The sequence below is a fragment of the Sulfitobacter sp. 1A13496 genome (genome assembly GCF_043557225.1).
GTDB classification, from domain to species: domain Bacteria; phylum Pseudomonadota; class Alphaproteobacteria; order Rhodobacterales; family Rhodobacteraceae; genus Sulfitobacter; species Sulfitobacter faviae.
The window spans coordinates 135,988-155,883 of record NZ_JBIFFP010000008.1 but is presented as its reverse complement, the minus strand read 5'-3'; the positions used below and the strand labels follow the sequence as shown (position 1 = coordinate 155,883).

At 62.7% G+C, this 19,896-nt stretch carries 20 protein-coding genes; 6 read left to right on the top strand and 14 right to left on the bottom strand.

Annotated features, from left to right (window positions below):
- Nucleotides 1-90: 90 nt before the first annotated feature.
- Genes ACGYLX_RS16490 through ACGYLX_RS16475 form a run of 4 tightly spaced genes read right to left on the bottom strand, consistent with a single transcriptional unit; the run spans nt 91 to nt 3,616 of the window.
- A complete protein-coding gene (locus ACGYLX_RS16490) occupies nt 91-843 on the bottom strand; it encodes an ABC transporter ATP-binding protein (RefSeq protein ID WP_394450863.1) in 753 nt (250 codons plus the stop codon).
- Nucleotides 840-1,784, bottom strand: a complete 945-nt coding sequence (locus ACGYLX_RS16485) for an iron chelate uptake ABC transporter family permease subunit (protein WP_394450860.1) — start codon at nt 1,782-1,784, stop codon at nt 840-842. The genes ACGYLX_RS16490 and ACGYLX_RS16485 overlap by 4 nt, the downstream gene beginning before the upstream one ends.
- On the bottom strand, nt 1,774-2,721 hold the full coding sequence (locus ACGYLX_RS16480) for an ABC transporter permease (protein WP_394413262.1): 948 nt from the start codon (nt 2,719-2,721) through the stop codon (nt 1,774-1,776). The genes ACGYLX_RS16485 and ACGYLX_RS16480 overlap by 11 nt, the downstream gene beginning before the upstream one ends.
- A gap of 4 nt (nt 2,722-2,725) precedes the next feature.
- The gene (locus ACGYLX_RS16475) at nt 2,726-3,616 is read right to left on the bottom strand and encodes a siderophore ABC transporter substrate-binding protein (protein ID WP_394450858.1); all 891 of its coding nucleotides are present in this window, start codon (nt 3,614-3,616) and stop codon (nt 2,726-2,728) included.
- Nucleotides 3,617-3,720: 104 nt separating this feature from the next.
- On the opposite strand from ACGYLX_RS16475, the gene ACGYLX_RS16470 reads away from it, so the two are divergent.
- Complete coding sequence (locus ACGYLX_RS16470; protein ID WP_067261313.1) at nt 3,721-4,008, top strand: DUF2218 domain-containing protein; 288 nt, start codon at nt 3,721-3,723, stop codon at nt 4,006-4,008.
- A gap of 84 nt (nt 4,009-4,092) precedes the next feature.
- Here the strand turns inward: ACGYLX_RS16470 and ACGYLX_RS16465 are convergent, their stop codons facing one another.
- Complete coding sequence (locus ACGYLX_RS16465; RefSeq protein ID WP_394450856.1) at nt 4,093-6,072, bottom strand: TonB-dependent receptor domain-containing protein; 1,980 nt, start codon at nt 6,070-6,072, stop codon at nt 4,093-4,095.
- Between the two features lie 438 nt (nt 6,073-6,510).
- Between ACGYLX_RS16465 and ACGYLX_RS16460 the strand changes: the two genes are divergently transcribed.
- From ACGYLX_RS16460 to ACGYLX_RS16445, 4 genes are all read left to right on the top strand, one after another.
- Entirely contained in the window at nt 6,511-7,572 is a 1,062-nt protein-coding gene (locus ACGYLX_RS16460) for an extracellular solute-binding protein (RefSeq protein ID WP_394450853.1), read from the top strand.
- A gap of 61 nt (nt 7,573-7,633) precedes the next feature.
- Nucleotides 7,634-8,719, top strand: a complete 1,086-nt coding sequence (locus tag ACGYLX_RS16455; protein WP_394450851.1) for an ABC transporter ATP-binding protein — start codon at nt 7,634-7,636, stop codon at nt 8,717-8,719.
- The gene (locus tag ACGYLX_RS16450) at nt 8,719-9,576 is read left to right on the top strand and encodes an ABC transporter permease (protein ID WP_394450848.1); all 858 of its coding nucleotides are present in this window, start codon (nt 8,719-8,721) and stop codon (nt 9,574-9,576) included. Before ACGYLX_RS16455 ends, ACGYLX_RS16450 begins: the two co-directional genes overlap by 1 nt.
- A gap of 4 nt (nt 9,577-9,580) precedes the next feature.
- Nucleotides 9,581-10,432 carry an ABC transporter permease gene (locus tag ACGYLX_RS16445; RefSeq protein WP_067261320.1) on the top strand — a complete coding sequence of 284 codons (852 nt, stop codon included), beginning with the start codon at nt 9,581-9,583 and terminating at the stop codon, nt 10,430-10,432.
- A 42-nt stretch (nt 10,433-10,474) separates the two neighbouring features.
- Here ACGYLX_RS16445 and ACGYLX_RS16440 read toward each other — a convergent pair whose 3' ends face one another.
- The 5 genes from ACGYLX_RS16440 to ACGYLX_RS16420 all read right to left on the bottom strand — a co-directional run bounded on the left by ACGYLX_RS16440 (nt 10,475) and on the right by ACGYLX_RS16420 (nt 16,264).
- Nucleotides 10,475-11,041: a poly-gamma-glutamate hydrolase family protein gene (locus ACGYLX_RS16440; RefSeq protein WP_394450845.1), complete on the bottom strand. Its 567-nt coding sequence runs from the start codon at nt 11,039-11,041 to the stop codon at nt 10,475-10,477.
- Between the two features lie 22 nt (nt 11,042-11,063).
- Nucleotides 11,064-11,999 (bottom strand): class II glutamine amidotransferase, encoded by a 936-nt coding sequence (locus tag ACGYLX_RS16435; protein WP_394450843.1) that lies wholly within the window; start codon nt 11,997-11,999, stop codon nt 11,064-11,066.
- A gap of 162 nt (nt 12,000-12,161) precedes the next feature.
- Nucleotides 12,162-12,449, bottom strand: coding sequence for an SH3 domain-containing protein (locus tag ACGYLX_RS16430; RefSeq protein WP_209217398.1), 288 nt, complete (start codon nt 12,447-12,449; stop codon nt 12,162-12,164).
- 60 nt (nt 12,450-12,509) lie between these two features.
- Nucleotides 12,510-14,906: a PAS domain S-box protein gene (locus ACGYLX_RS16425; protein WP_394450841.1), complete on the bottom strand. Its 2,397-nt coding sequence runs from the start codon at nt 14,904-14,906 to the stop codon at nt 12,510-12,512.
- Nucleotides 14,907-15,115: 209 nt separating this feature from the next.
- Nucleotides 15,116-16,264, bottom strand: coding sequence for an alpha-D-ribose 1-methylphosphonate 5-triphosphate diphosphatase (locus tag ACGYLX_RS16420; RefSeq protein ID WP_394450839.1), 1,149 nt, complete (start codon nt 16,262-16,264; stop codon nt 15,116-15,118).
- Nucleotides 16,265-16,311: 47 nt separating this feature from the next.
- On the opposite strand from ACGYLX_RS16420, the gene ACGYLX_RS16415 reads away from it, so the two are divergent.
- Nucleotides 16,312-16,989: a DUF1045 domain-containing protein gene (locus ACGYLX_RS16415; protein ID WP_394450837.1), complete on the top strand. Its 678-nt coding sequence runs from the start codon at nt 16,312-16,314 to the stop codon at nt 16,987-16,989.
- Here ACGYLX_RS16415 and phnN read toward each other — a convergent pair.
- From phnN to ACGYLX_RS16395, 4 genes are read right to left on the bottom strand one after another with little or no spacing between them, the layout of a single operon-like run.
- Nucleotides 16,965-17,516: a phosphonate metabolism protein/1,5-bisphosphokinase (PRPP-forming) PhnN gene (gene phnN, locus ACGYLX_RS16410; protein WP_394450835.1), complete on the bottom strand. Its 552-nt coding sequence runs from the start codon at nt 17,514-17,516 to the stop codon at nt 16,965-16,967. The genes ACGYLX_RS16415 and phnN overlap by 25 nt on opposite strands.
- Nucleotides 17,513-18,196 (bottom strand): phosphonate C-P lyase system protein PhnL, encoded by a 684-nt coding sequence (phnL, locus tag ACGYLX_RS16405; RefSeq protein ID WP_394450834.1) that lies wholly within the window; start codon nt 18,194-18,196, stop codon nt 17,513-17,515. Before phnL ends, phnN begins: the two co-directional genes overlap by 4 nt.
- 52 nt (nt 18,197-18,248) lie before the next feature.
- The gene (gene phnK / locus ACGYLX_RS16400) at nt 18,249-19,019 is read right to left on the bottom strand and encodes a phosphonate C-P lyase system protein PhnK (protein ID WP_394450832.1); all 771 of its coding nucleotides are present in this window, start codon (nt 19,017-19,019) and stop codon (nt 18,249-18,251) included.
- Entirely contained in the window at nt 19,016-19,885 is an 870-nt protein-coding gene (locus tag ACGYLX_RS16395; RefSeq protein ID WP_394450879.1) for an alpha-D-ribose 1-methylphosphonate 5-phosphate C-P-lyase PhnJ, read from the bottom strand. The genes phnK and ACGYLX_RS16395 overlap by 4 nt, the downstream gene beginning before the upstream one ends.
- Nucleotides 19,886-19,896 lie beyond the last annotated feature (11 nt).

The window sequence follows — 19,896 nt, the reverse complement described above, 5'->3', positions numbered from 1 at the left end:
TTCTCGTTCTCAGGAGGGGATGGAACGCTCTTCTCCTGTAGCGCAAAAATGGGATGCGACCTTGGCCAATTGCCCCATACACCCCCCCCCTCAAACCGCCACCACAACCGTATCCCCAATACGATGCACCCGGGCCGAAGTCCCATAAACCTCCGAAAGCATCGCATCCGTCACAACCTCTCGCGCTGCACCGTGATGCGTGATCCGTCCGTCCTTCATCGCCACGATTTGATCGGCGTAGGCGGCGGCGTAATTGATATCGTGCAGCACGATCACGATGGTCCGGCCATGGGTGCGGGCGAGGTCTTGTAATGTGTGCATCAGGCCGCGCGAGGCCGCGATGTCGAGGTTGTTAAGCGGCTCGTCGAGCAGGATATAATCCGTTTCCTGCGCGAAGGTCATGGCCACCTGCGCGCGCTGGCGTTGACCGCCTGACAGCGTGTCGAGGCGGCGCTCGGCAAGGGGGGCAAGGTCGAAGGTCGCCAGTGCCGCCTCTACCTTTTCGCGGTCCTCTGCGGTCGGGCGGCCCTTGTGGTAGGGGTAGCGGCCAAAGCTCACCAACTCACGGACCGTCAGCAGGGGGGCCGCATCGCTGGTTTGGGGCAGAATGGCCAAGCGTCGGGCCAATGCGTCGTTCGCGCAGGCGCCGATTTGCAGGTCATCGACCATGATCTGCCCCTGCTGAAGCGGGATCAGCCGGGCGATCAGCGACAGAAGCGTCGATTTCCCCGCGCCGTTGGGGCCGATCAGTGCGGTTATTCCGCCGCTCTGCAAGGTCAGATCAATCTCGCGCAGGGTCGGCTTGCCGTCCCGATCGTGGTTCAGGTCACGGATGGTGATCATCTGGGTTTCCTCCGCAGCAGCAGGATTAGAAAGACAAGGCCGCCAAGCACATCGACGATGACGACAAGCGGGGTCGAAGAGCGCAGGGCGCGCTCCAGCACCATCTGCCCGCCGACCAGCGTGATGGCCGATACCAGTCCCGCCGAGGGCAGCATGACGCTATGAAACATCACCGGGGTGATCTGGCGCGCCACGCTGACCACCAAGAGGCCGAGAAAGGCCATCGGCCCCACCAGCGCGGTCGAGACCGAGACGAGGATCGACACGAGGACCAGCACTTGAAACATGCCGCGCTTCGGGTCTTCGCCGAGGTTGACGGCGCTTTCATCGCCCAGCGACAGCACGTCGAGCCGGTGGCGCATCCGCCAAGCGGCGATCAGCGCGCCGCCGGTCAAGAGGGCGGCGAGGGTGAGAAGCGGGGTGTCGACGCGGCCAAAACGGGCAAAGGCGTTGGCTTGTACGACCATGAATTCATTAGGGTCGATGACCCGTTGCAGAAAGCTTGAGATTGACCGGAACAGCCCGGCAAAGATGATGCCCGTCAGGATCATGCGAAACAGATCATGCCCGCCGCGGCGCAAGAGCGTGCCGAAAAGCGCCAGTGCGGCCCCCATCAGCAGGAGGCTGTTCACCAGAAACTGCGCGATTTCTGGGAGTTGGGTAAAAGTCTGGCCGCCGAGCACGAAGATCAGCACCGTCAGCGTCAGCAGATAAAGCGCATCGAACCCCATGACCGAAGGCGTCAGAATGTGATTGCGGGTGATGGTCTGGAACAGCACCGTGGCGGTCGAGACCGAGACGGCGACCAGCAGCAGGGCGATCAATTTATTGGCGCGAAACGATAGGACAAAGCCCCAGTTCCCCCGCGCCCCCAGTCCGAGGTAGAGCGCGATGCAGAGGCCCAACAGCGCCAGAAGCCACCAAAGACGCTTAGGATACATGGCGTTTTGGCCCATGCAGCAACCACAGGAACAGCAGGGCGCCCACCACGCCGAATACCGTGCCCACGGGGATCTCATAAGGATAGCGGATCAGCCGCCCGAGAATGTCGCACAGCAGCACGAGGCCCGCGCCGGTCATCGCGGTGAGCGGCAGGCTCCGCCTCAGATTGTCGCCTGCGAGCCGGGCCACGATATTGGGCACGACCAGCCCGACAAAGGGGATGAGACCCACTGTCACTACGGTTAGGGCGGTGACGATGGAAATGGCCAGCAGCCCGAGCACCATCGTCTGCCCGTAGTTCAGGCCAAGGTTGATGCTGGCCGTGCGGCCCATGCCGATGATCGCGAATTGATCGGCGGCGAGATAGGTCAGCGCCGCCACCAGCGCCACCAGCCAAAGCAACTCATACCGGCCCTGCAACACGCCGGAGAACTCACCGTTCATCCAAATCTCGACATATTGCAGCAGGTCCGCCTGATAGGCGATGAAGGTGACCGCCGCCCCAAGGATGCCGCCGTAGATCAGCCCTACCAGCGCCACGAGCAGAGGCTGGGTCGGGGGCAGGCGTTGCACGATGGCCAAAAATCCCGCGCCCGCCGCAAGGGCGGTGAGGGAGGCGAGGACCATCTTGACGAAGATGGAGGCCCCCGGCGCGAAGAGGGTGACCAAAAGAATGCCAAGCGCCGCGCCTTGGCCCGTGCCCGCGGTCATCGGTTCGACGAAACGGTTGCGCACCAGCATCTGCATGATGGCCCCGCTCACCGCCAAGGCCCCGCCCGAGATCACCACGGCGATGGTGCGCGGCGCGCGGCTGACCACCAGCAGTTCCAAGGCAGCCGGATCAGACCAAAGCGCCGCCCAAGACAGGTCGATCACCCCGACGAAAAGCGAGGCGACCGACAGGATCACGAGGAGACAGGCAAGGGCAAGCGCCACGGGCTTACTGCTCCGTCAGGGCGGCGTTGATCTCATCCAGCGTGCGGGTCATCGACTGGATGCCGCCGCCTGCAATGTAGATGGGCGCGGCGCTTAGGTGCACGACTTGGCCGGTTTTCCATGCGGTCGTCTCATGCACCAATGCGTTGTCGAGCGTGGCACGCGCGCCTTCGCTTTCCTGACCGATGGCCGCCATCCGGTCGATCACCAGCAGGATGTCGGGGTTGGCCTCGCGGATGAATTCAAAGCTGATCGCCTCACCATGGTTGGCCATCTCGACATCCTGCACCGCTTCGGGCAGACCAAGCGCCTCGTGCAGCCAGCCAAAGCGACCGCCGGCCCCATATGCGCTGATCTTGGGGCCGTTGGTCATCACGATTAGCGCGCGGCCTTTGCCCGCCAGCGCCTCTTTGGTCTGGGTGAGCTTGTCTTGAAAGGCGCTCGTCAGGGCTGCGGCCTCATCCTCTTTGTCAAAGATCTTGCCATAGGCTTCCAGCCGGGTCAGCCCTTCGCCAATGGTGTCTTGCCAAATGGTCATGTCCAGCGTCGGTGCGATCCGCGCCAGTTCCGGCACCTGTTCGGAGCTCCGGCCCCCGGCGATGATCAGGTCGGGGTTCAGGGCAAAAAGCGCCTCGTAATCCGGCTCGAAAAGGGAGCCGATGACCTCGGTCCCCGCTGCCGCCTCTTCGAGGTAGGACAGATAGACCGGGCGCACCAAACCCTGCGGCGCAACGCCAAGCGCGGTGAGGCTGTCGAAGGCCGCCAGATCGTAAACCGCGACCGTCGCGGGGGTGAGCGGCGCCTCGGCGGGGCCGCGCGCGGTGTCGACCGTCACGGTCTCGGCCAGCGTGGGCGTGGCGAGAAGCAGGGCCAAGAGGGCAAGGGGTTTGATCATAGCGGTAACTCTTTCATCAGGGAGGAGGGGAAGCAGGGCCGGTGTTTACCATTCCAAAAGCCCGGCTTAGGACTAAGGCAGAAAATGCATCCGGAGAGAGCGCCATGCCGACGACCACAGGATTTTACCAAACCGAGAACGGCTCGAAATACTTGCAGCAGCTGTGCAAACATTTCGGCCATAAGATCGAGACATCTTACGACAGTGAGAAGGGCTGGGCCGCTTTCGAGATGGGCACGGCCTATATGACGGCGGACAGCAAAGGCCTCACCGTCACGGCGACGCTCGACGATCCTGAGATGGTGCCTGCGCTGCATAGTGTCATTGACCGGCATCTTGAAACTTTCGCCTTCCGGGAAACGGAAAAGAACATGGTTTGGACGGTCGAATAGGCCGCCGCTTCACAGAAAATCCCGGCGCCGCAATGGGCGCCGGGAAAAAGGCCGAACCGGGGTCCGACCAAGCGTAGCCTTTGATCAGAAGACGATCTCGGCGCTGAGGCGGATAGAGCGGCCCGGTTCGGTCAGCGGCTCCACTTCGCCCACGAACTCTTGGCCATAGGTTGCGCGGCTGCTGTATTGCTCATCAAAGAGGTTGTTCACCTCGGCGCGCAGGGTCAGGTTGTCCATCCGCTTGGGCGTGTATTCGGCAAAGACATTGGCGATCGTGTAGCCGTCTAACTCCGGCCCGCTGCCGCCTGTGGCGGCGTCATAGGTATCGTCAAAGTCAAAGGCCACCTGCACATCGCCACCCAAAAGAACGCCGTTGTTCAAACGATGCGCCACTTGGAAGGTCAGGAAATCGCCCATCGGCATGGTCAGATAGTTGCCGTAGTAGGAATCGGCAGACCGGCCATTGATTTCGGTGTCGATACGGGCAAAGCCAGCGCGGAAGAAACCATCTTCCCATGCGGTGCCGAGGCCTAGTTCAAAGCCGCGCGATTGCACATCCGCCGTGAAGGCCGGGCCAGCGCGATAGCTGGCAGCGCGGGCGTTGTCGATGTTGGTGGCGAACAGCTTGCCGTCGACGACCCATGCGCCCATGGTGTAATTCGCGGCGAGGTAGAGGTTATCGGCGGTGACTTCCTCGATGCCGGAGCTATAGTCCCACGCGGGGTTGAGGATATAGTTCTCGGCCAGTTCCAGACCGCCCCAGACGTGGGAATAGCCCGCGCTGATCGTCAGGTCGTCCGAGACATCATATTCGCCCGAGATATTTCCCGAGAGGCCCGATTCAGACTGCGAGGAACCATCGGTGCCCTCGAAATCCTGAAAATCGGCCCGCGCACCGAAGGACAGACGCGCATTGCTTGTGGGCTCCATCCGCGCTTGGGCGAAAAGACCAATATTGCTGAGTTTCTCAGTCGCCGCCTCACGCGCGCCGGAGGAGAGGGCGAGATAGTCCAGATCGGCTTCGTCGGAGTAGAAGTCGAGACCTGCGTTCAACTCACCCCAGCTCAGCGCGAAACGGTTGGAGAACTCGCCGCTCAGGCTCACCGTCTCACCGCTGGTGATCGAATTGGTCGACAGCGCCGACTCGTCGTTGACCAGTTTGGTCCCGCTATAGGCCAGCCGCGCGGTGGGGTTCCACATCGCTGTCGGCGTGGTGTCGCTGTAGCTCAGGACGATATTGGTGCGCTCCAGATCATAGGGGCGGTCTGCGGGAAGCGGGCGGCCCCCGACGATGGCACCGAGGTTCGCCCGGTAGGGCCGGATTTCATCGTCGACCACACGTTCGTAAGACAGCTCGACCCGGTCGCCGCTTTGCGCCTCATAGGCCAGTTTGCCCAGCCCGCTGAGCAGGTCGGTGCCGGATCCGATGATCTCGTCCCCGTTGCCATCTTCGCGCAGCCCACCATCGGCGACCTTTGCAAAGCCGAGGTATTCAAACCCGCCCTCGCGGCCATAGACCGACAGGCTGTTCGAGAAGATGTCGCCGTTGCTGTCGTATTCCAGCTTGTAGCGCCCGCCAAAGGTCTCGCCCGGGGCCAGCAGGTCGCTCGCGTCTTTGGTCTCATAGGCCAGCGCGCCGCCCAAGGCGCCGGGGCCCGCATCGGCGGGGGCCACGCCGGGGTCGACGCGGGCGGCTTTCAGCAGGGCGGGGTCGATCAGCGTGGTGGTGTTGTGGTGGAACACCTTGTTGTTCTGCCGCGCGCCGTCGATGGAAATGGCGAGGTTGTTCTCCTCGATCCCGTTGACATAGACCTTTTGCGACATCGGGATCGAACTGCCCACCGCGATGGTCGGCTCGGCCACGAAAAGTTCGGACAGGTCCGCAGGATTGCTCAGCGCCAGCCCTTCGCTGGAAATTGAGATGTCATCGTCTTCCATCCCCGGAACGGCTGGCATCTCAAGGACGATGGTGCCCAGAAAGGCTTCGTCGTTAGCGCTCTGCGCTTGGCCAGCGGCGGGAATCATCCCCGCGGCAAGGCAAGCAAATGCATGTGTCGGCTTCATCAAATTTCCCCTTACTCAAACGGCCCGGACCCGGAAAAGCACCCCCCGGACGGCGTTGCGGCGATTCCTTATAGAAACCGTCAGGAATCTCAAGGGGCATGATGTGGGCGAGGTGCTGCCTGTGTCTTTTGGGTAAAGGTAAGTGGTCGGGAGCAGGGGCGCGAGGCTGTGGATCACCTCGAAAAATGGGCGGCTCGGACCGCGAAGAGGTGCATTCCCCTTGGCCCCCGAAAGCGCAGGCGGCCCCGTCAGCCCCTTGGCGCATGGCTGCTGCCGCCGAAAGCAACCCTGCTAAAACAAACGGCATTTTCCGCCACTGTCACAAATCTTTTGCACTCTCAGGCCACAAGGAGCCGCGATGCGTCGAAGTATAAATTGACCAACTGGTCTAACGCGCGCATTCTGCCGACAATGAGTACACTAGAAAGAGGATTTCCCATGACAAAAACCATTCTGCTGGCCGGCACCATGCTGGCGGGGCTCGCCTCCGTGGCCCAAGCCGACACGCTGCGCCTTTTGACATGGGGCGGCTACGCACCTGAGGACGTGGTCGCGAAATTCGAAGAAGAGACCGGCCATACCGTCGAAGTCACGAAATCCAACAACGAAGAGATGATCGCCAAGCTGCGCGCCACAGGCGGCGGTGGTTTCGACCTCGCCCAGCCTTCGCAAGACCGCATTATGGGGCCGCAGATGGAATTCGGCATCTACAAGCCGATCGATGTCTCCAAGCTGAACAAAGAGCTTTTCATCCCCTCCATGCTCGACGCGACCATGGCCAACACCACCGTGAACGGCGATGTCTATGGCGTGCCGCACGTCTGGGGCACCTCCGGTCTGGTGATGAATACCGCCGAAGCGGGTGACACCGTCAAGGATTACACCGACCTCTGCGCGCCCGAAGTGGCAGGCAAAGTGTCCTACCGCCTGAAGCGTCCGACGCTGATCGGTTTCGCCTTCGCCATGGGTGAAGACCCCTTTGCCGCCTACGACGACGAGGCGAAATACGCCGAGATCATGGGCAAGGTCGAAGAGAAGCTGATCGAATGCAAAGAGAACGTCAAAACCTACTGGGGCGGCGGCGATGAGCTGATGAATCTGCTGCGCTCGGGCGAGGTGACCGCCTCCATGGCATGGGACACCGGCGGCTGGAAGCTGAACGACGACAACGCCGACATCACCTTCGTGGCCCCGGCCTCGGGTGCGCTGGGCTGGATCGACACCTTCGTTCTGCCCGCCAAAGGGCAGGCCGACGATGTGGCCTATGAGTGGATCAACTTCGTCATGCAGCCGGAAATCGCGGCGATGATCACCGCAGCGGCGGGCAACTTCACCGCCTCCGCAGGGGCGGATGAGTTTGCCGAAGACAGCCTGAAAACCAAGTATCAGAACAGCTTCCCGCAAGAAGCTGTCGACAATATCAAATGGTATCCGCCGGTGCCCGCCGGTCTGGAAACCATCGAAGGCGAAGTGCTGGACCGCGTCCAAGCTGCCAACTGATAACTGACCCTACGAGCGGCACCCTCATATTGGGGGTGTCGCATCTTTATACGGAATTCACATGACCCCAGATCTGGAATGCGTCGACCTCGTTAAGCGGTTCGGCGATACCACCGCTGTTAACAACGTCTCCTTCACGGTGCCGCCCGGCAGTTTCTTCTCCATCCTCGGGCCTTCGGGCTGCGGCAAAACAACAATCATGCGGATGATCGCGGGGTTTCTCGACCCCACCTCTGGTGACATTCGGATCAAGGGCGGCTCGGTGCTCGATACGCCGCCGAACAAGCGCCCGGTGAACATGGTGTTCCAGCATCTGGCGCTTTTCCCGATGATGACGATTGCCGAGAATATCGGCTACGGGCTGCGCCGTCGCGGCATGCCTAAGGCCGAGATCGCGCGCAAGGTCGATGAGGCGCTTGACCGGATCGGCCTGCCGGGCATCGGCGCGCGCAAGGCGGATGAGCTTTCGGGCGGGCAGAAGCAACGGGTCGCCATCGCGCGCTGCATGGTGTTAGAACCTGACGTGCTGCTGCTGGATGAGCCGCTGGGGGCGCTGGACCTCAAGCTGCGCGAACATATGAAGGTTGAGCTAAAGGCCTTGCAAGCCGCCTTTGACACGACATTCGTCTATATCACCCACGACCAATCCGAAGCGCTGGTGATGTCCGACCAGATCGCGGTGATGAGCAATGGCCAGTTCGAGCAGGTGGGCCGGGGGCAAGACCTCTACTACCGCCCCGAAACGCCCTTCGTCGCCGGTTTCATCGGAGAGTCGAACCGCTGGAAAGGCCGGATCGAACGGGTGGAGGGCGACGCCCTGCAACTGCGCACCGCCAGCGGGCTTGCCATGCGCGCCACCGGCGTGGGCCTTGCCCAAGGGGCAAAGGCCGAGATTTTCGTGCGGCCTGAATCCATTCGGCTGGCTGCCAGTGCCGATGCGCTGTCGGGGTTCGACAATCAGCTAAAGGGCACCGTCACCAGCCTGTTGTTCAACGGCGCGGCTTCCCGCGTCTTGGTGCAGGATGATGTGGGTGAGACGCTCGAAGTCACGCTGCCGCAATCGGGGGAGTTCTCAAGCCTGAAACGCGGCGACGTGGTGCATATCGGCTGGGGCGCGGGGCAGGCGACCTGCTTTGGGGTCGCGTGATGCGCAGCCAATCCCGACTGACATTCTACCTGCTGCTGACGCCCTTGGTGCTGTGGCTGGGGCTTTTGATCATCATCCCGCACATCGACATGCTGCTGATTTCGCTGCGCGAGCGGATCAGTTTCGGCTTCTATGAAACCAGTCTCGCGCAATATGAAAAGGCGCTGACCGAGCCACTTTACTTGCGCACCTTTTGGCGCACGGCGGTGATGTCAGTGCTGGCAACCGCGCTGACGCTGCTGATCGCCTTTCCGGTGGCCTATTACATCGCCAAAATGGCGAAGGGGCGCTTGCAGCAGGTGTTGTTCCTGCTCTGCCTGATCCCATTCTACGTCTCGGAACTGGTGCGTACCTTTGGCTGGATGATCCTGCTGCGCGAGACCGGTCTCGTCTCGAACCTGTTGCAATGGGTGGGGCTGGCGGACCGTCCGGTGGAACTGCTTTACACCGATGCCACGATGATGGTCGGGCTGGTCTATACCTCTATGCTCTTCATGGTGGTGCCGCTTGTCACCACGCTGGAAAGCCTCGACGACAGCGTGATCGAGGCGGGCTATGATCTGGGCGGCAGCGGGCTTTCCGTCTTGCGTGAGATCATCATCCCCCATGCCATGCCCGGCATCGTTTCGGGCTGTATCGTGGTCTTCATGCTGAGCTTGGGCAACTACCTGACGCCGACCATGCTGGGCGGCAAGGACAGCCTGTGGTTCACCGAAATGATCTATAACCAGTTCATCGTGCGCTCCAATTGGGAGCTGGGCGCCGCCTTTGGCTTTATGCTTTTGGTGCTGTCTTCGGTGATCGTCTGGGGGATGCTCTGGCTGACGGGCCGGACCCTCAAGGAAACGATGGGGTGATCCAATGATCCCGACAATCCCGCAATCGCGCAGCTTTCGCATTGTCTATGGTGGCTATGTAGCGCTGTTCTTTCTCTATCTGGCCCTGCCGCTGACCGTGGTGGCGGTCTTTGCCTTCAACGACAGCCAGTTCCCCTCTCTCCCGTGGGAGGGGTTCACGTGGAATTGGTTCTTTGGCGAGGAGCGCCCGCAGATCGGCGTCTTTCACGAACGCGGCATTCTGCGCGCGGTCGGCACCTCGGCCTTTGTGGCGCTTTGCGTGGCGGTGCTTTCCGTCTGCGTGGGCACGACCAACGCCTTTTTGTTCAACCGCTATGAGTTCCGTGGCAAGGGGTTCCTCTATGTGCTGATGCTGCTGCCGCTGGTGATCCCCGGCATCGTCTTAGGCATCTCTGTGCTGGTGTTCTCCTCAACTCTGGCCAATGGCGTCTGGGACTTGGCGCAGATCGACATTCAGGCGCTGCGCCCCGGTCTGCTGTTGGTGATCCTTGGGCAGTTCAGCTTTATCACCACCATCGCCACGCTCGTGATCTCGGCCCGGTTGCAGAAATTCGACCGGACCTTGGAGGAGGCGGCGCTGAACCTTGGCGCGGACCGGCTGACGGCGGTGCGCACGATCACGCTGCCGTTCCTTGCGCCTGCAATGGTCGGGGCCGTGGTGGTGGCCTTTTTGATGAGCTTTGAGAACTTTAACACCACGCTGATGCTCGTGGGCTCCGACGCGCCGCTGACCATTGCCATGTTCGACCGGCTGAAAGAGGGGTCGACCCCGCTGCTGAACGCCGTGTCGCTGCTCTTGATGCTGGGCTCGTCGCTTTTGGCGCTGCTGGTGATCCTGTTCCAGAAAAAGGGCTAAGCGCCCCTCGGCAGGCCCGCCAGCCGGGCCTGCCACTTCCAACTAAAGCGCGGCACGCACCGCCCGGCTGAACCTTTCAAGCAAATCCGCATCCTCTGCCAGATGGCGCCTCAGCGACCGGGGCAGTTCAAGCTGGACCCCTGCGCCCTTGCGCGTGCGGTTGCAGATGTTCGTCTCATGCAGGCCGGGCAGGGCGGTGTTCACCTCTGCCCCGAAGCCCGCCGCGCGCAGGGCGGCACCAATGGCTTCGCGCATCGCCTTGTCCCGCCCGCCGAGCCATACGGTTTGGGTGCCATCGTCTTTGCGGCCATGCACTGCGATGGCCCCCTCGGCGCCACCGACAAGCGCCAGCGCCTGCGGCTCATCGAAACGGTGCGAGGTGATGTGAAAATCCCCATGCGCGCCCGCCTTCAGCGCCTCAAAGAGATAGAGCGACAGATCGCGCCCCGCGATGGCCTTGGCGATCAGGCCCGTCTCGGGTTCGATCGTGCCGCCATGCGGGGCCAGAATGACGACCGCGCTGCCCCGGTCCTCGGCCCGGATGCGGTAATCGACGCCTGCGGCCATCTCGGCGGAGAGGTCGGCGAAGTTTTGGAAACGATCGGTCATGGACTGCTCCTATGGCTGAAAGTTACACGTCGAGCTTGCGGACCGTTTTGCGGATCAGCCCGTCCTTCCGCTCCAGAAACACGATCTCGCCGAATTCGATCTTCAGCCATTCCTCCGCGTTTTCGGTCAGCGGTTCCGATGCGAGGATGGCCGAGGTCGCCTCCCCTTCGGGGCAGGCATCGATGTCATAGGTGTTGGCGTAGTCCTGAAAATTCGCCCCGGTGAGCAGGTAGATCGGCTCAAGCAGCATCGACAGGGGCAGGTCCTCATCCCGCAGCTTTTGCCAATCGCCTGTGACATCCGCCTCACCCTCATGGCCGCAGCCGAAGTTGACACCGATGATCCGCCCCTTGCTGACCAGCGCGATCTTGAGTTTGGTGAGCGCGGCGAGGTCGAGGTCGCGGGCGGCTTTGCAGATCACCTGCAACAGCTTTTCGAACCCGCGCTGCACGTCTTCGTCGCTGTCGCCCGCCAGCAGGGACAGCAGCAGCACATAGAGGAATTCCGTATCCGTCGTGCCGCGCATTTGGGTGAGGTAGCGATCCTCGCAATGCGGCAGGAGTTCGCGCTGCAATTGCCGCCAATGGGGCAGGGCGCCGTTCTGGGCGATGATCCACGGCGTATGGTCAAAGGAGAACGGGGGGCAGTTCTCATCGGCCTGCACCACGCTGGCGTCATAAGAGGCCGCGCGGATATGCGACAGCAGCGTGTGCGCCTGAAGGCTGGGGATCACCGATTTGGCGTTGTCGTCGTGAAAGGCGGCCTTGGGCCGGTGGTAGCGCAGCGGCGCTTCGGGATGCAGCAGATGGTCGCTCCAGGCGGCGAAACCCCATCCGGCCAGTTGCAGGCTTGGGTGCAGTTCCGGGTCGAGGCTTTGGTTCAGCAGGCTGTTCTCAGGCGCAAGGAGCAGCGACTCGATTGGCAGTTCAGGTCCGATATAGGCGAGGAAGCGGCACATGGTTTTCCTTACTCTTGAGATATTTCAGCGACTTCGAAGAAGGGTGTGAAGGGCTGAGATAGAGCAAGGCGCGCGAAAATCGACTTAGGACGCGGCAGCGCGGCCCTAGCGCCGCGCCCGTCGGGGGGGCGGCCCGGCAAACGGGCCACCCGAGGTCATAAATCAAATGTCAGAGATATAATCCGCCGAGACATAGCCCTGCACCTCAGGCGCATCGGCCAAGGAGACGCGGCACCACAATTGTCCGATCTCGGTCACGCAATCGCGGCGGTTCAGGACGGTGCCGTCGGGCAGCCCCATGATGATCCCGAAATCCAAGCCCGGCCCGGACCGCAGTTTCAAAAGCTCATCCGGCCCGGTGCGGTGGACCATGACGCGGTCACTGGCCACGCCCGCGCAACCAGCGATGAACATAGCGGTGGAAACGGCTGCGAATGTAATGCTGCGCATGATCTGCCTCTCTTTTGTTTTCTTTCTCATAGATCGAAAACCGGGCTGATCCTAGCCGCCTTATTCCGCCGCCGTCTTGCACTGCTCCAACGCCCGTTTCAACGAATGTTCGTCATAGGGTTTCATCAAGCTGACATAGCGCGCCGCCTCTGCATCGCCTTCGGCATATTCCCGCGGATCGGCGCCCGAGGCGATGATCACGGCGATCTCGGGGCGCAGTTGCGTCACATGCCGCACCAGTTCCATGCCGGAGCCATCGGGCAGGCCAAGGTCGGTGAACATGACATCGAACCGCTCGGCCTGAAGGCTGCGCTCCGCGGCGGCGACGCTGTCGGCCTCGGTCACGACATAGCCCAGATCAGAGAGCATATCCGCCGTGGCCATGCAGATCAGCGCATCGTCTTCGACCAACAGCACCTTCGGCGCGTCATCGGCGCTCGGCGCGGCCTCCGCCGCTGGCGGGGTGGTGTCGGCACTGGTTTGGCGCGAGAGGATCTCATGGATTTTCAGCGCCAGCCGCTCGCGGGTGTAGGGTTTGCTCAGCAGGTCGACCCCTTCGTCGAGCCGTCCGGCATGAACGATGGCGTTCTGCGTATAGCCCGAGGTAAAGAGCACGCCGACATTCGGCAGATGCGCCTTGGCCTCGCGGGCAAGCTCGGGGCTGCGGATTTTGCCGGGCATGACCACATCGGTGAACAGCAGGTTGATCTGCACCCCGCTTTTGATGATCGCCAGCGCGCTGTCCGCATTCTCGGCAGTAAGCACGCCATAGCCAAGATCGCGCAGTTGATCGACGGCAGTCTCGCGCACGGCGGCATCGTCTTCGACCACAAGGATCACCTCGCCACTGCCGGTGGGCGTGTCGGTGGTGGCGGGCAGCGGGGCGCTTTCCTCCTTGCGCTGTGTGCGTGGCAGGTAGACCCGTACGGTCGTGCCTTGCTTCTCTTCGCTGTAGAGCTTGATGTGCCCGCCGGATTGTTTGACGAAACCGTAAACCATGCTGAGGCCCAGCCCCGTGCCCTCTCCGGTCTCCTTTGTGGTGAAGAAGGGGTCAAAGACCTTCTCCATGATCTCGGGCGGGATGCCGGTGCCGGTGTCGGTGATCGCCAGCATGACATATTGGCCCGGCGCCACGTTCGGATGGTTCTGCGTATAGGCATCATCCAGCGCGGCATTGCCCACTTCGATCGTCAGCTTGCCGTGATGGGCCATTGCATCGCGCGCGTTGATAGCGAGGTTCAGGATCCCGTTCTCCAACTGCGCCGGGTCGACAAGACAGTTCCACAGGCCCCCCGAGATCACCGTCTCGACCTCGATCCCTTCGCCAAGCGTGCGGCGCAGCATGTCGTCCATGCCCCGCACCAATCGGCCAAGGTTCTGCGGTTTCGGCTCCAAGGGCTGCTGCCGCCCAAAGGCCAGCAACTGCGCGGTGAGCTTGGCCCCGCGCGACACGCCTGCCATGGCATTGTCGACGAACCGCCGCTTGGCGTCGCCCTCGGGCAATTCTTTCGACAGAAGTTGCAGGTTGCTGCCCACCACTTGCAACAGGTTGTTGAAGTCATGCGCGATGCCGCCGGTCAACTGGCCCACGGCTTCCATCTTTTGTGCCTGCACCAATTGCGCCTCAAGCCGGTCCCGCTCGGCCATGGCCTCTTCGATCTTGGTTTTCAGCGCGTTGTTGAACTCGATCTCGGCATTGCGGGCGCGCAGTTCTTCGCGCAGGTCGCGCACCTCGATCACCGTGCCCACAGTTTTGCCGGTCTCGTCCTTCATCGGGGAGGCGGTGAAACCCACGGGGTAGAAGCTGCCGTCCTTATGGACAAAGGTCTCTTCCCCTTGGGTCTGGTGGTTCTCGGGAAAGGCGCGGTCGATGGCGCAGTCTTCGATGGGGAAATGCCGCCCGTCGGGATGGGTGTGGTGGATCACATCATGCAACGGTCGGCCTCCGGTTTCCTCGAACCGATAGCCGGTCAGCTCTTCTGCCGCGCGGTTCATGAAAACGCATTGCTGCTTGTCGTCCATCATGAAGATGGCCATCGTCGTGTTGCTCAGGATGGCGTCCAGCCGGGCCGAGACCTTGGTCAGCGCCGCGTTGGCCTCTTTTTGTTTCGTGATGTCCTGAATGGCCGCGTAGAGGACCGTGTCATTCTCGGTCACGATCAATTGCAGATGGGTCAGCACGTTATAGCGCGACCCGTCCTTGCGTTGGTGGATCGTCTCATATTCCAGCGCCGTCTTCTCACCGCTCAGCAGCGGTTGGACGAGGTCCAGAAACGCCTCGCGCGAGAGTTCGGGCTTGATGTCCCAAGCCGCCATGCCGCGCAGCTCATCCATCGAATAGCCAAGGTTCTCCCGCGCGCCGCGATTGGCGAGGGTGAAGGTGAAATCTTCGACTGAAAACAGGTAAACTTCGCTGGCCGCATCTTCGACGATCTGGCCAAGACGATCACTCGCCAATCTGAATGCTTCTCGCACCACTTTCCTCAAACTTGTCGGCCATGATGACCGGCTAAATTATTCTGCAAGATGCAGGTTTGCTTAACCTAGCCTTATGGAGCGACAAGACGAGGGCAAAAAGCCGCATTCGTACAAGGGGCGGGTTTTCGCGCAGATCAAAGGGAGGCGCATCCGCCGGGACCGGCGGATGCGCAGGGGGCAGGGCGCCGTCACGCCACGCGGTTGCCCATGGCATAGACCGAAGCCAGGATCGGCGCGTCTTTCATGATGTCAAAGAGGATCAGATCGGCCCGCGCGCCCAGAGCGATCTCGCCCCGGTCGGTAAGCCCTGCATGATGCGCGGGCGTGCGGGTCACGGTGGCGAGGCCCCGTGCCATGTCGCCCCATAGGTTGCCCAGTTGCACCGCGCCCAGCAAAAGGGCTGCGGGCACATAGTCGGACGACAGGATATCGAGCAGGTCCAGTTCCGCCAGTTCCTTGGCCGCGACATTGCCTGAATGCGAGCCGCCGCGCACGAGGTTGGGCGCGCCCATGATCGTGGCGATGTCTTGGGCATGGCACGCCTCTGCCGCCTCGCGGGTGGTGGGGAATTCGGCCAGCCGCACGCCATGGGCGTGGCTGGTCGCGACCTGTTCGGCGGTGGTGTCATCATGGCTGGCCAGCGCCGCGCCATAGCGCGCCGCCGCCGCGACCGCTGCCGCCTCATGTCTCGCGCCAAGCCGGTCCTGCAACCCATGTAGGAAGGTGACGTAATCGCCGAAATCCTCCCGCGGCAGGCCGTTCTTGCCACAGACGTAATCTTCGAACTTTTGCACGTCGCGGAATTGCCGCTGGCCGGGGGTGTGATCCATCAGGCTGACGATGCCAACCTTGTCGTCGGGGCCAAACTCGGCCAGTTCCTCCTCCAGCGTTTCGGAACAGATCTCGGCGCGCAGGTGGATGTGGTGGCTGATCGCCAGCGCCCCGCTGTCACGCATCATCAGGATCTCATCGGCCATGTCGCGGGCGTATTTTCCGTAACGTTTGCGCCCTTCGTCCGACAGGATCGACCCCACCCGGATCGCGTCGAAGACGGTGGTGATCCCGGTGCCCGCCAGTTCGCGGTCATGGGCGATGATAGCGGCACGGTGCGGCCAGTCGACCTTGGGCCGCGGCTTCATGTGGCGCTCTAGGTTGTCGGTATGCAGCTCCACCAGCCCGGGGGCGACGTAGCGGCCCTCGCAATCGATCGCCCCCTTGGGCAGGGTGGTGCCTTCTGCGATATCGGCGATCACCCCGTCGCGCAGCACCACGCTGCCGGGGATCACCGCATCGGGCAGGATGATTTTGGCATTGGCGAGAATGGTTTCTTTTGTCATGTGAAGGTCACGCTTGTTGCGCATCTATGGATGCAGGGAGAAGATGAATGAAGTTCGACCGCTACGCGATCTATTACACGCCCAAGGGCGCATTGGCCGAGGCTGGGGCCGCTTGGCTGGGGTGGGATCTGGCGCGCGGGCGTGCCGTGGCGCATCCTGAGGTCGCGGGGCTGGACGTGGCCGCCCTGACCGAAACGCCGCGCAAATACGGGCTGCACGCGACAATCAAACCGCCGTTCGTGCTGGCCGAAGGCGCATCGGCTGACGGGGTGCTGACCGAGTTCAAGACGCTTTGCAGGCGGCTTGCGCCCGTCACGCTGGATGGGCTGGCGCTGACCCCGCTGGGCCGGTTTCTGGCGCTGACGCCCGCGGGGGACACCGCCGCGCTCAACGCCATGGCCGCCGAGGTGGTGCGCGGCCTCGATACTTTCCGCGCGCCGCCGACCGAGGCCGATCTGGCCCGCAGACGTCAAGCCAATCTGACCCCAGAGCAGGAGGCCAACCTCAGCCAATGGGGCTATCCTTATGTGATGGAGGCGTTCCGCTTTCACATCACCCTGACCGGCAAACTGCCCAAGGCCGATCCGCCGCAGGTCACCGCAGCGCTCGCCCCCTATATCACGCCGCATCTGCCGCAGCCCTTCGTGCTGGACAGCCTGACGCTGGTGGGGCAGGCCGAAGACGGTATGTTCCATGAGGTTCACCGCGCGGCCCTTTCGGGATAAAACGCCGCCAGCGCCTGTGCCACGGTCTGCGTAAGCGGGCCGGAGTTGTCGATCTCGATCGCAGCGATATGGTCGGGCAGGGCGCGTTCGGCGCGGGCCAGCCGGGCGGTGATTTCCGCTTCGCTCTCGCGCCCACGTCCCTGCAGCCGCGCGGCCAGCACTTCGGGCGCGGCGGTGAGCGACAGCACCTCGAACCGCTCAAACCTGAGCTTCGCTTCGGTCAGCACCGCGCGCGAGAGGTTGGCCAGCACGTCGCGCCCCTCGGCCAGCGCCATATCGACCGCGATGGGGATGCCATAGCGCAGCCCATGCGCGGCCCAGCTGAGGGCAAAGGCGCCCTCCGCCTCAAGCCGCAGGAACGTGTCCTCGTCGATCCCGTCGAAGTCTTCGCCGCCCGCTTCGCTGGGCCGGGTGATGGCGCGGCGGGCGAGGAAGAGGTCGGGCCGCGCTTCCGCCAGCGCTGCCATCACGCTGTCTTTGCCCACGCCCGACGGCCCCACCACCGCGATGAAACGCCCGCGCCTCATGCCGCCAATCCGGGGGTGAAGCGGGTCACGTCCACTTCGCGGTCGCAGATTTGGTCCCGGGCGGCTTCGTCATGGAAAATGCCCAAGATCGCCGTGCCGCGGGCCTTGGCCTCTTCGATCAGCGCCAGCACCGTGGCGCGGTTGGTGGCGTCAAGGCTCGCCGTCGGCTCGTCCAGCAGCAGGACGGGGTAGGGATGCGCAAAGCCGCGCGCGATGTTCACCCGCTGCTGCTCCCCGCCGGAAAAGGTCGTGGGGCTGAGCTGCCAAAGCCGTTCGGAGATGTTGAGTTGTGCCAGCAATTCCCCGGCCCGCGCCCGTGCCTCGGCCTCGCTGCTGCCCACCGCGCGCAGCGGCTCGGCCACGACATCCAGCGTTGCCACCCGTGGCACGACGCGCAGGAACTGGCTGACATAGCCTAGCACATGACGGCGCAGCTCCAGTATCTCGCGCGGGGCGGCTTGGGCGACATCCAGATCGCCCACCATGATCCGGCCCGAGGCGGTCAGGTAGTTGCCATAGATCATCCGCATCAGCGTCGATTTCCCGGCGCCCGAAGCGCCAGTCAACGCCACGCATTCGCCTCGCGCCACGGTCAACTCACCGCCGCGCATCACCGGGATCACCGCAGCGCCCTGATTATGCAGGGTGAAGGATTTGCTTACATTTTCCACGCGTATCATGGTTTAGCCTTGCTCGGTATAATTTTGAAATTGAATGGTTTTCTTTGCATGTTCACACCTGTAGCACGCTAGAGACCAAAAGCTGCGTATAGCCGTGCTGCGGGTCGTCGAGCACCTGATCGGTCAGGCCGGTTTCCACCACATGGCCATCCTTCATCACTATCAACCGATCCGCCAACAGCCGCACCACCGCTAGATCATGGGTCACGATGATGGCGCTCAGCCCCATCTCGCGCACAAGCCCGCGCAGCAGGTCGAGCAGCCGCGCTTGCACGCTCACGTCCAGCCCGCCGGTGGGTTCATCCATGAAGACCAGCCGCGGCCCGGTCACAAGGTTTCGGGCGATCTGCAAACGCTGCTGCATCCCGCCAGAGAAGGCCGAGGGCCGGTCGTCGATCCGGTCTTCGCTGATCTCCACCCGGCCCAGCCAATCGGTGGCGCTGGCGCGGATGTCGCCGTAATGCCGCGCGCCCACGGCCATCAGCCGCTCGCCCACATTGCCGCCTGCGCTGACGTTCATGCGCAGCCCGTCGCGGGCGTGCTGGTGGACAAAGGCCCAATCGGTGCGCGACAGCATCCGGCGCTCCGGCTCGCTCATCGTCACCGTGTCGCGCAGCCCATCGGCGCGGGTGTCGAAACGCACCGCCCCGCGATCCGGCGTCAGATGCCCCGCCAGCGTGTTCAGCAGCGTCGACTTGCCCGAGCCGCTTTCCCCGACGATCCCCATGACTTCGCCGGGGAAGAGGTCAAAGCTGACATCGGTGCAGCCGATCCGCGCGCCATAGAATTTCGCGATGTTTTCAACTTGCAACAAGGGGGTCATGCCATGCCCTCCACCACTGGTGCCCCATCCGCACCGCGATGCCCGGCGGCCTGACGGGCCGCGCAATAATCGGTGTCGGAACACATGAACAGACGCCCGCCTGCGTCATCGACGATCAACTCATCCAGATAGCTGTCCTCGGCCCCGCAGAGGCCGCAAGGATGGTCGGCCTTGCTCGCCTCAAAGGGGTGGTCCTCGAAATCCAGCGACACGACCTGCGTATAGGGCGGCAGCGCATAGATCCGCTGCTCGCGCCCCGCGCCGAAGAGTTGGATCGCGGCCATTTCAAGTTTCGGATTGTCGAATTTCGGGATCGGCGAAGGGTCCATCACATAGCGCCCCTCGACCTTGACCGGATAGGCATAGGCCGTGGCAATCGCGCCGTGCTGGGCGATGTCTTCGTAAAGTTTCACATGCATCAGCCCGTATTCCTCCAGCTCGTGCATTTTGCGGGTCTCGACCTCCGAAGGCTCCAGAAAGCGCAGCGGTTCGGGGATCGGCACCTGATAGACCAGCACCTGATCCTCGCGCAGCGCGGCTTCGGGGATGCGGTGGCGGGTTTGGATGACGCTGGCTTCGGTCGTGGCTTCGGTCACCGCAACGCCAGCGGTCTTTTGGAAAAAGCGGCGGATTGAGACGGCGTTGGTCGTGTCGTCGGCCCCTTGGTCGATCACCTTGAAGGTATCCTCGGGCGTCAGCACCGCGGCAGAGACTTGCACCCCGCCAGTGCCCCAGCCGTAAGGCATCGGCATCTCGCGGCTGGCAAAGGGCACCTGATAGCCCGGGATCGCCAGCCCTTTCAGGATTGCGCGGCGGATCATCCGCTTGGTCTGCTCGTCCAGATAGGCAAAATTGTAGTCGTTCATGCCCCGGTCCT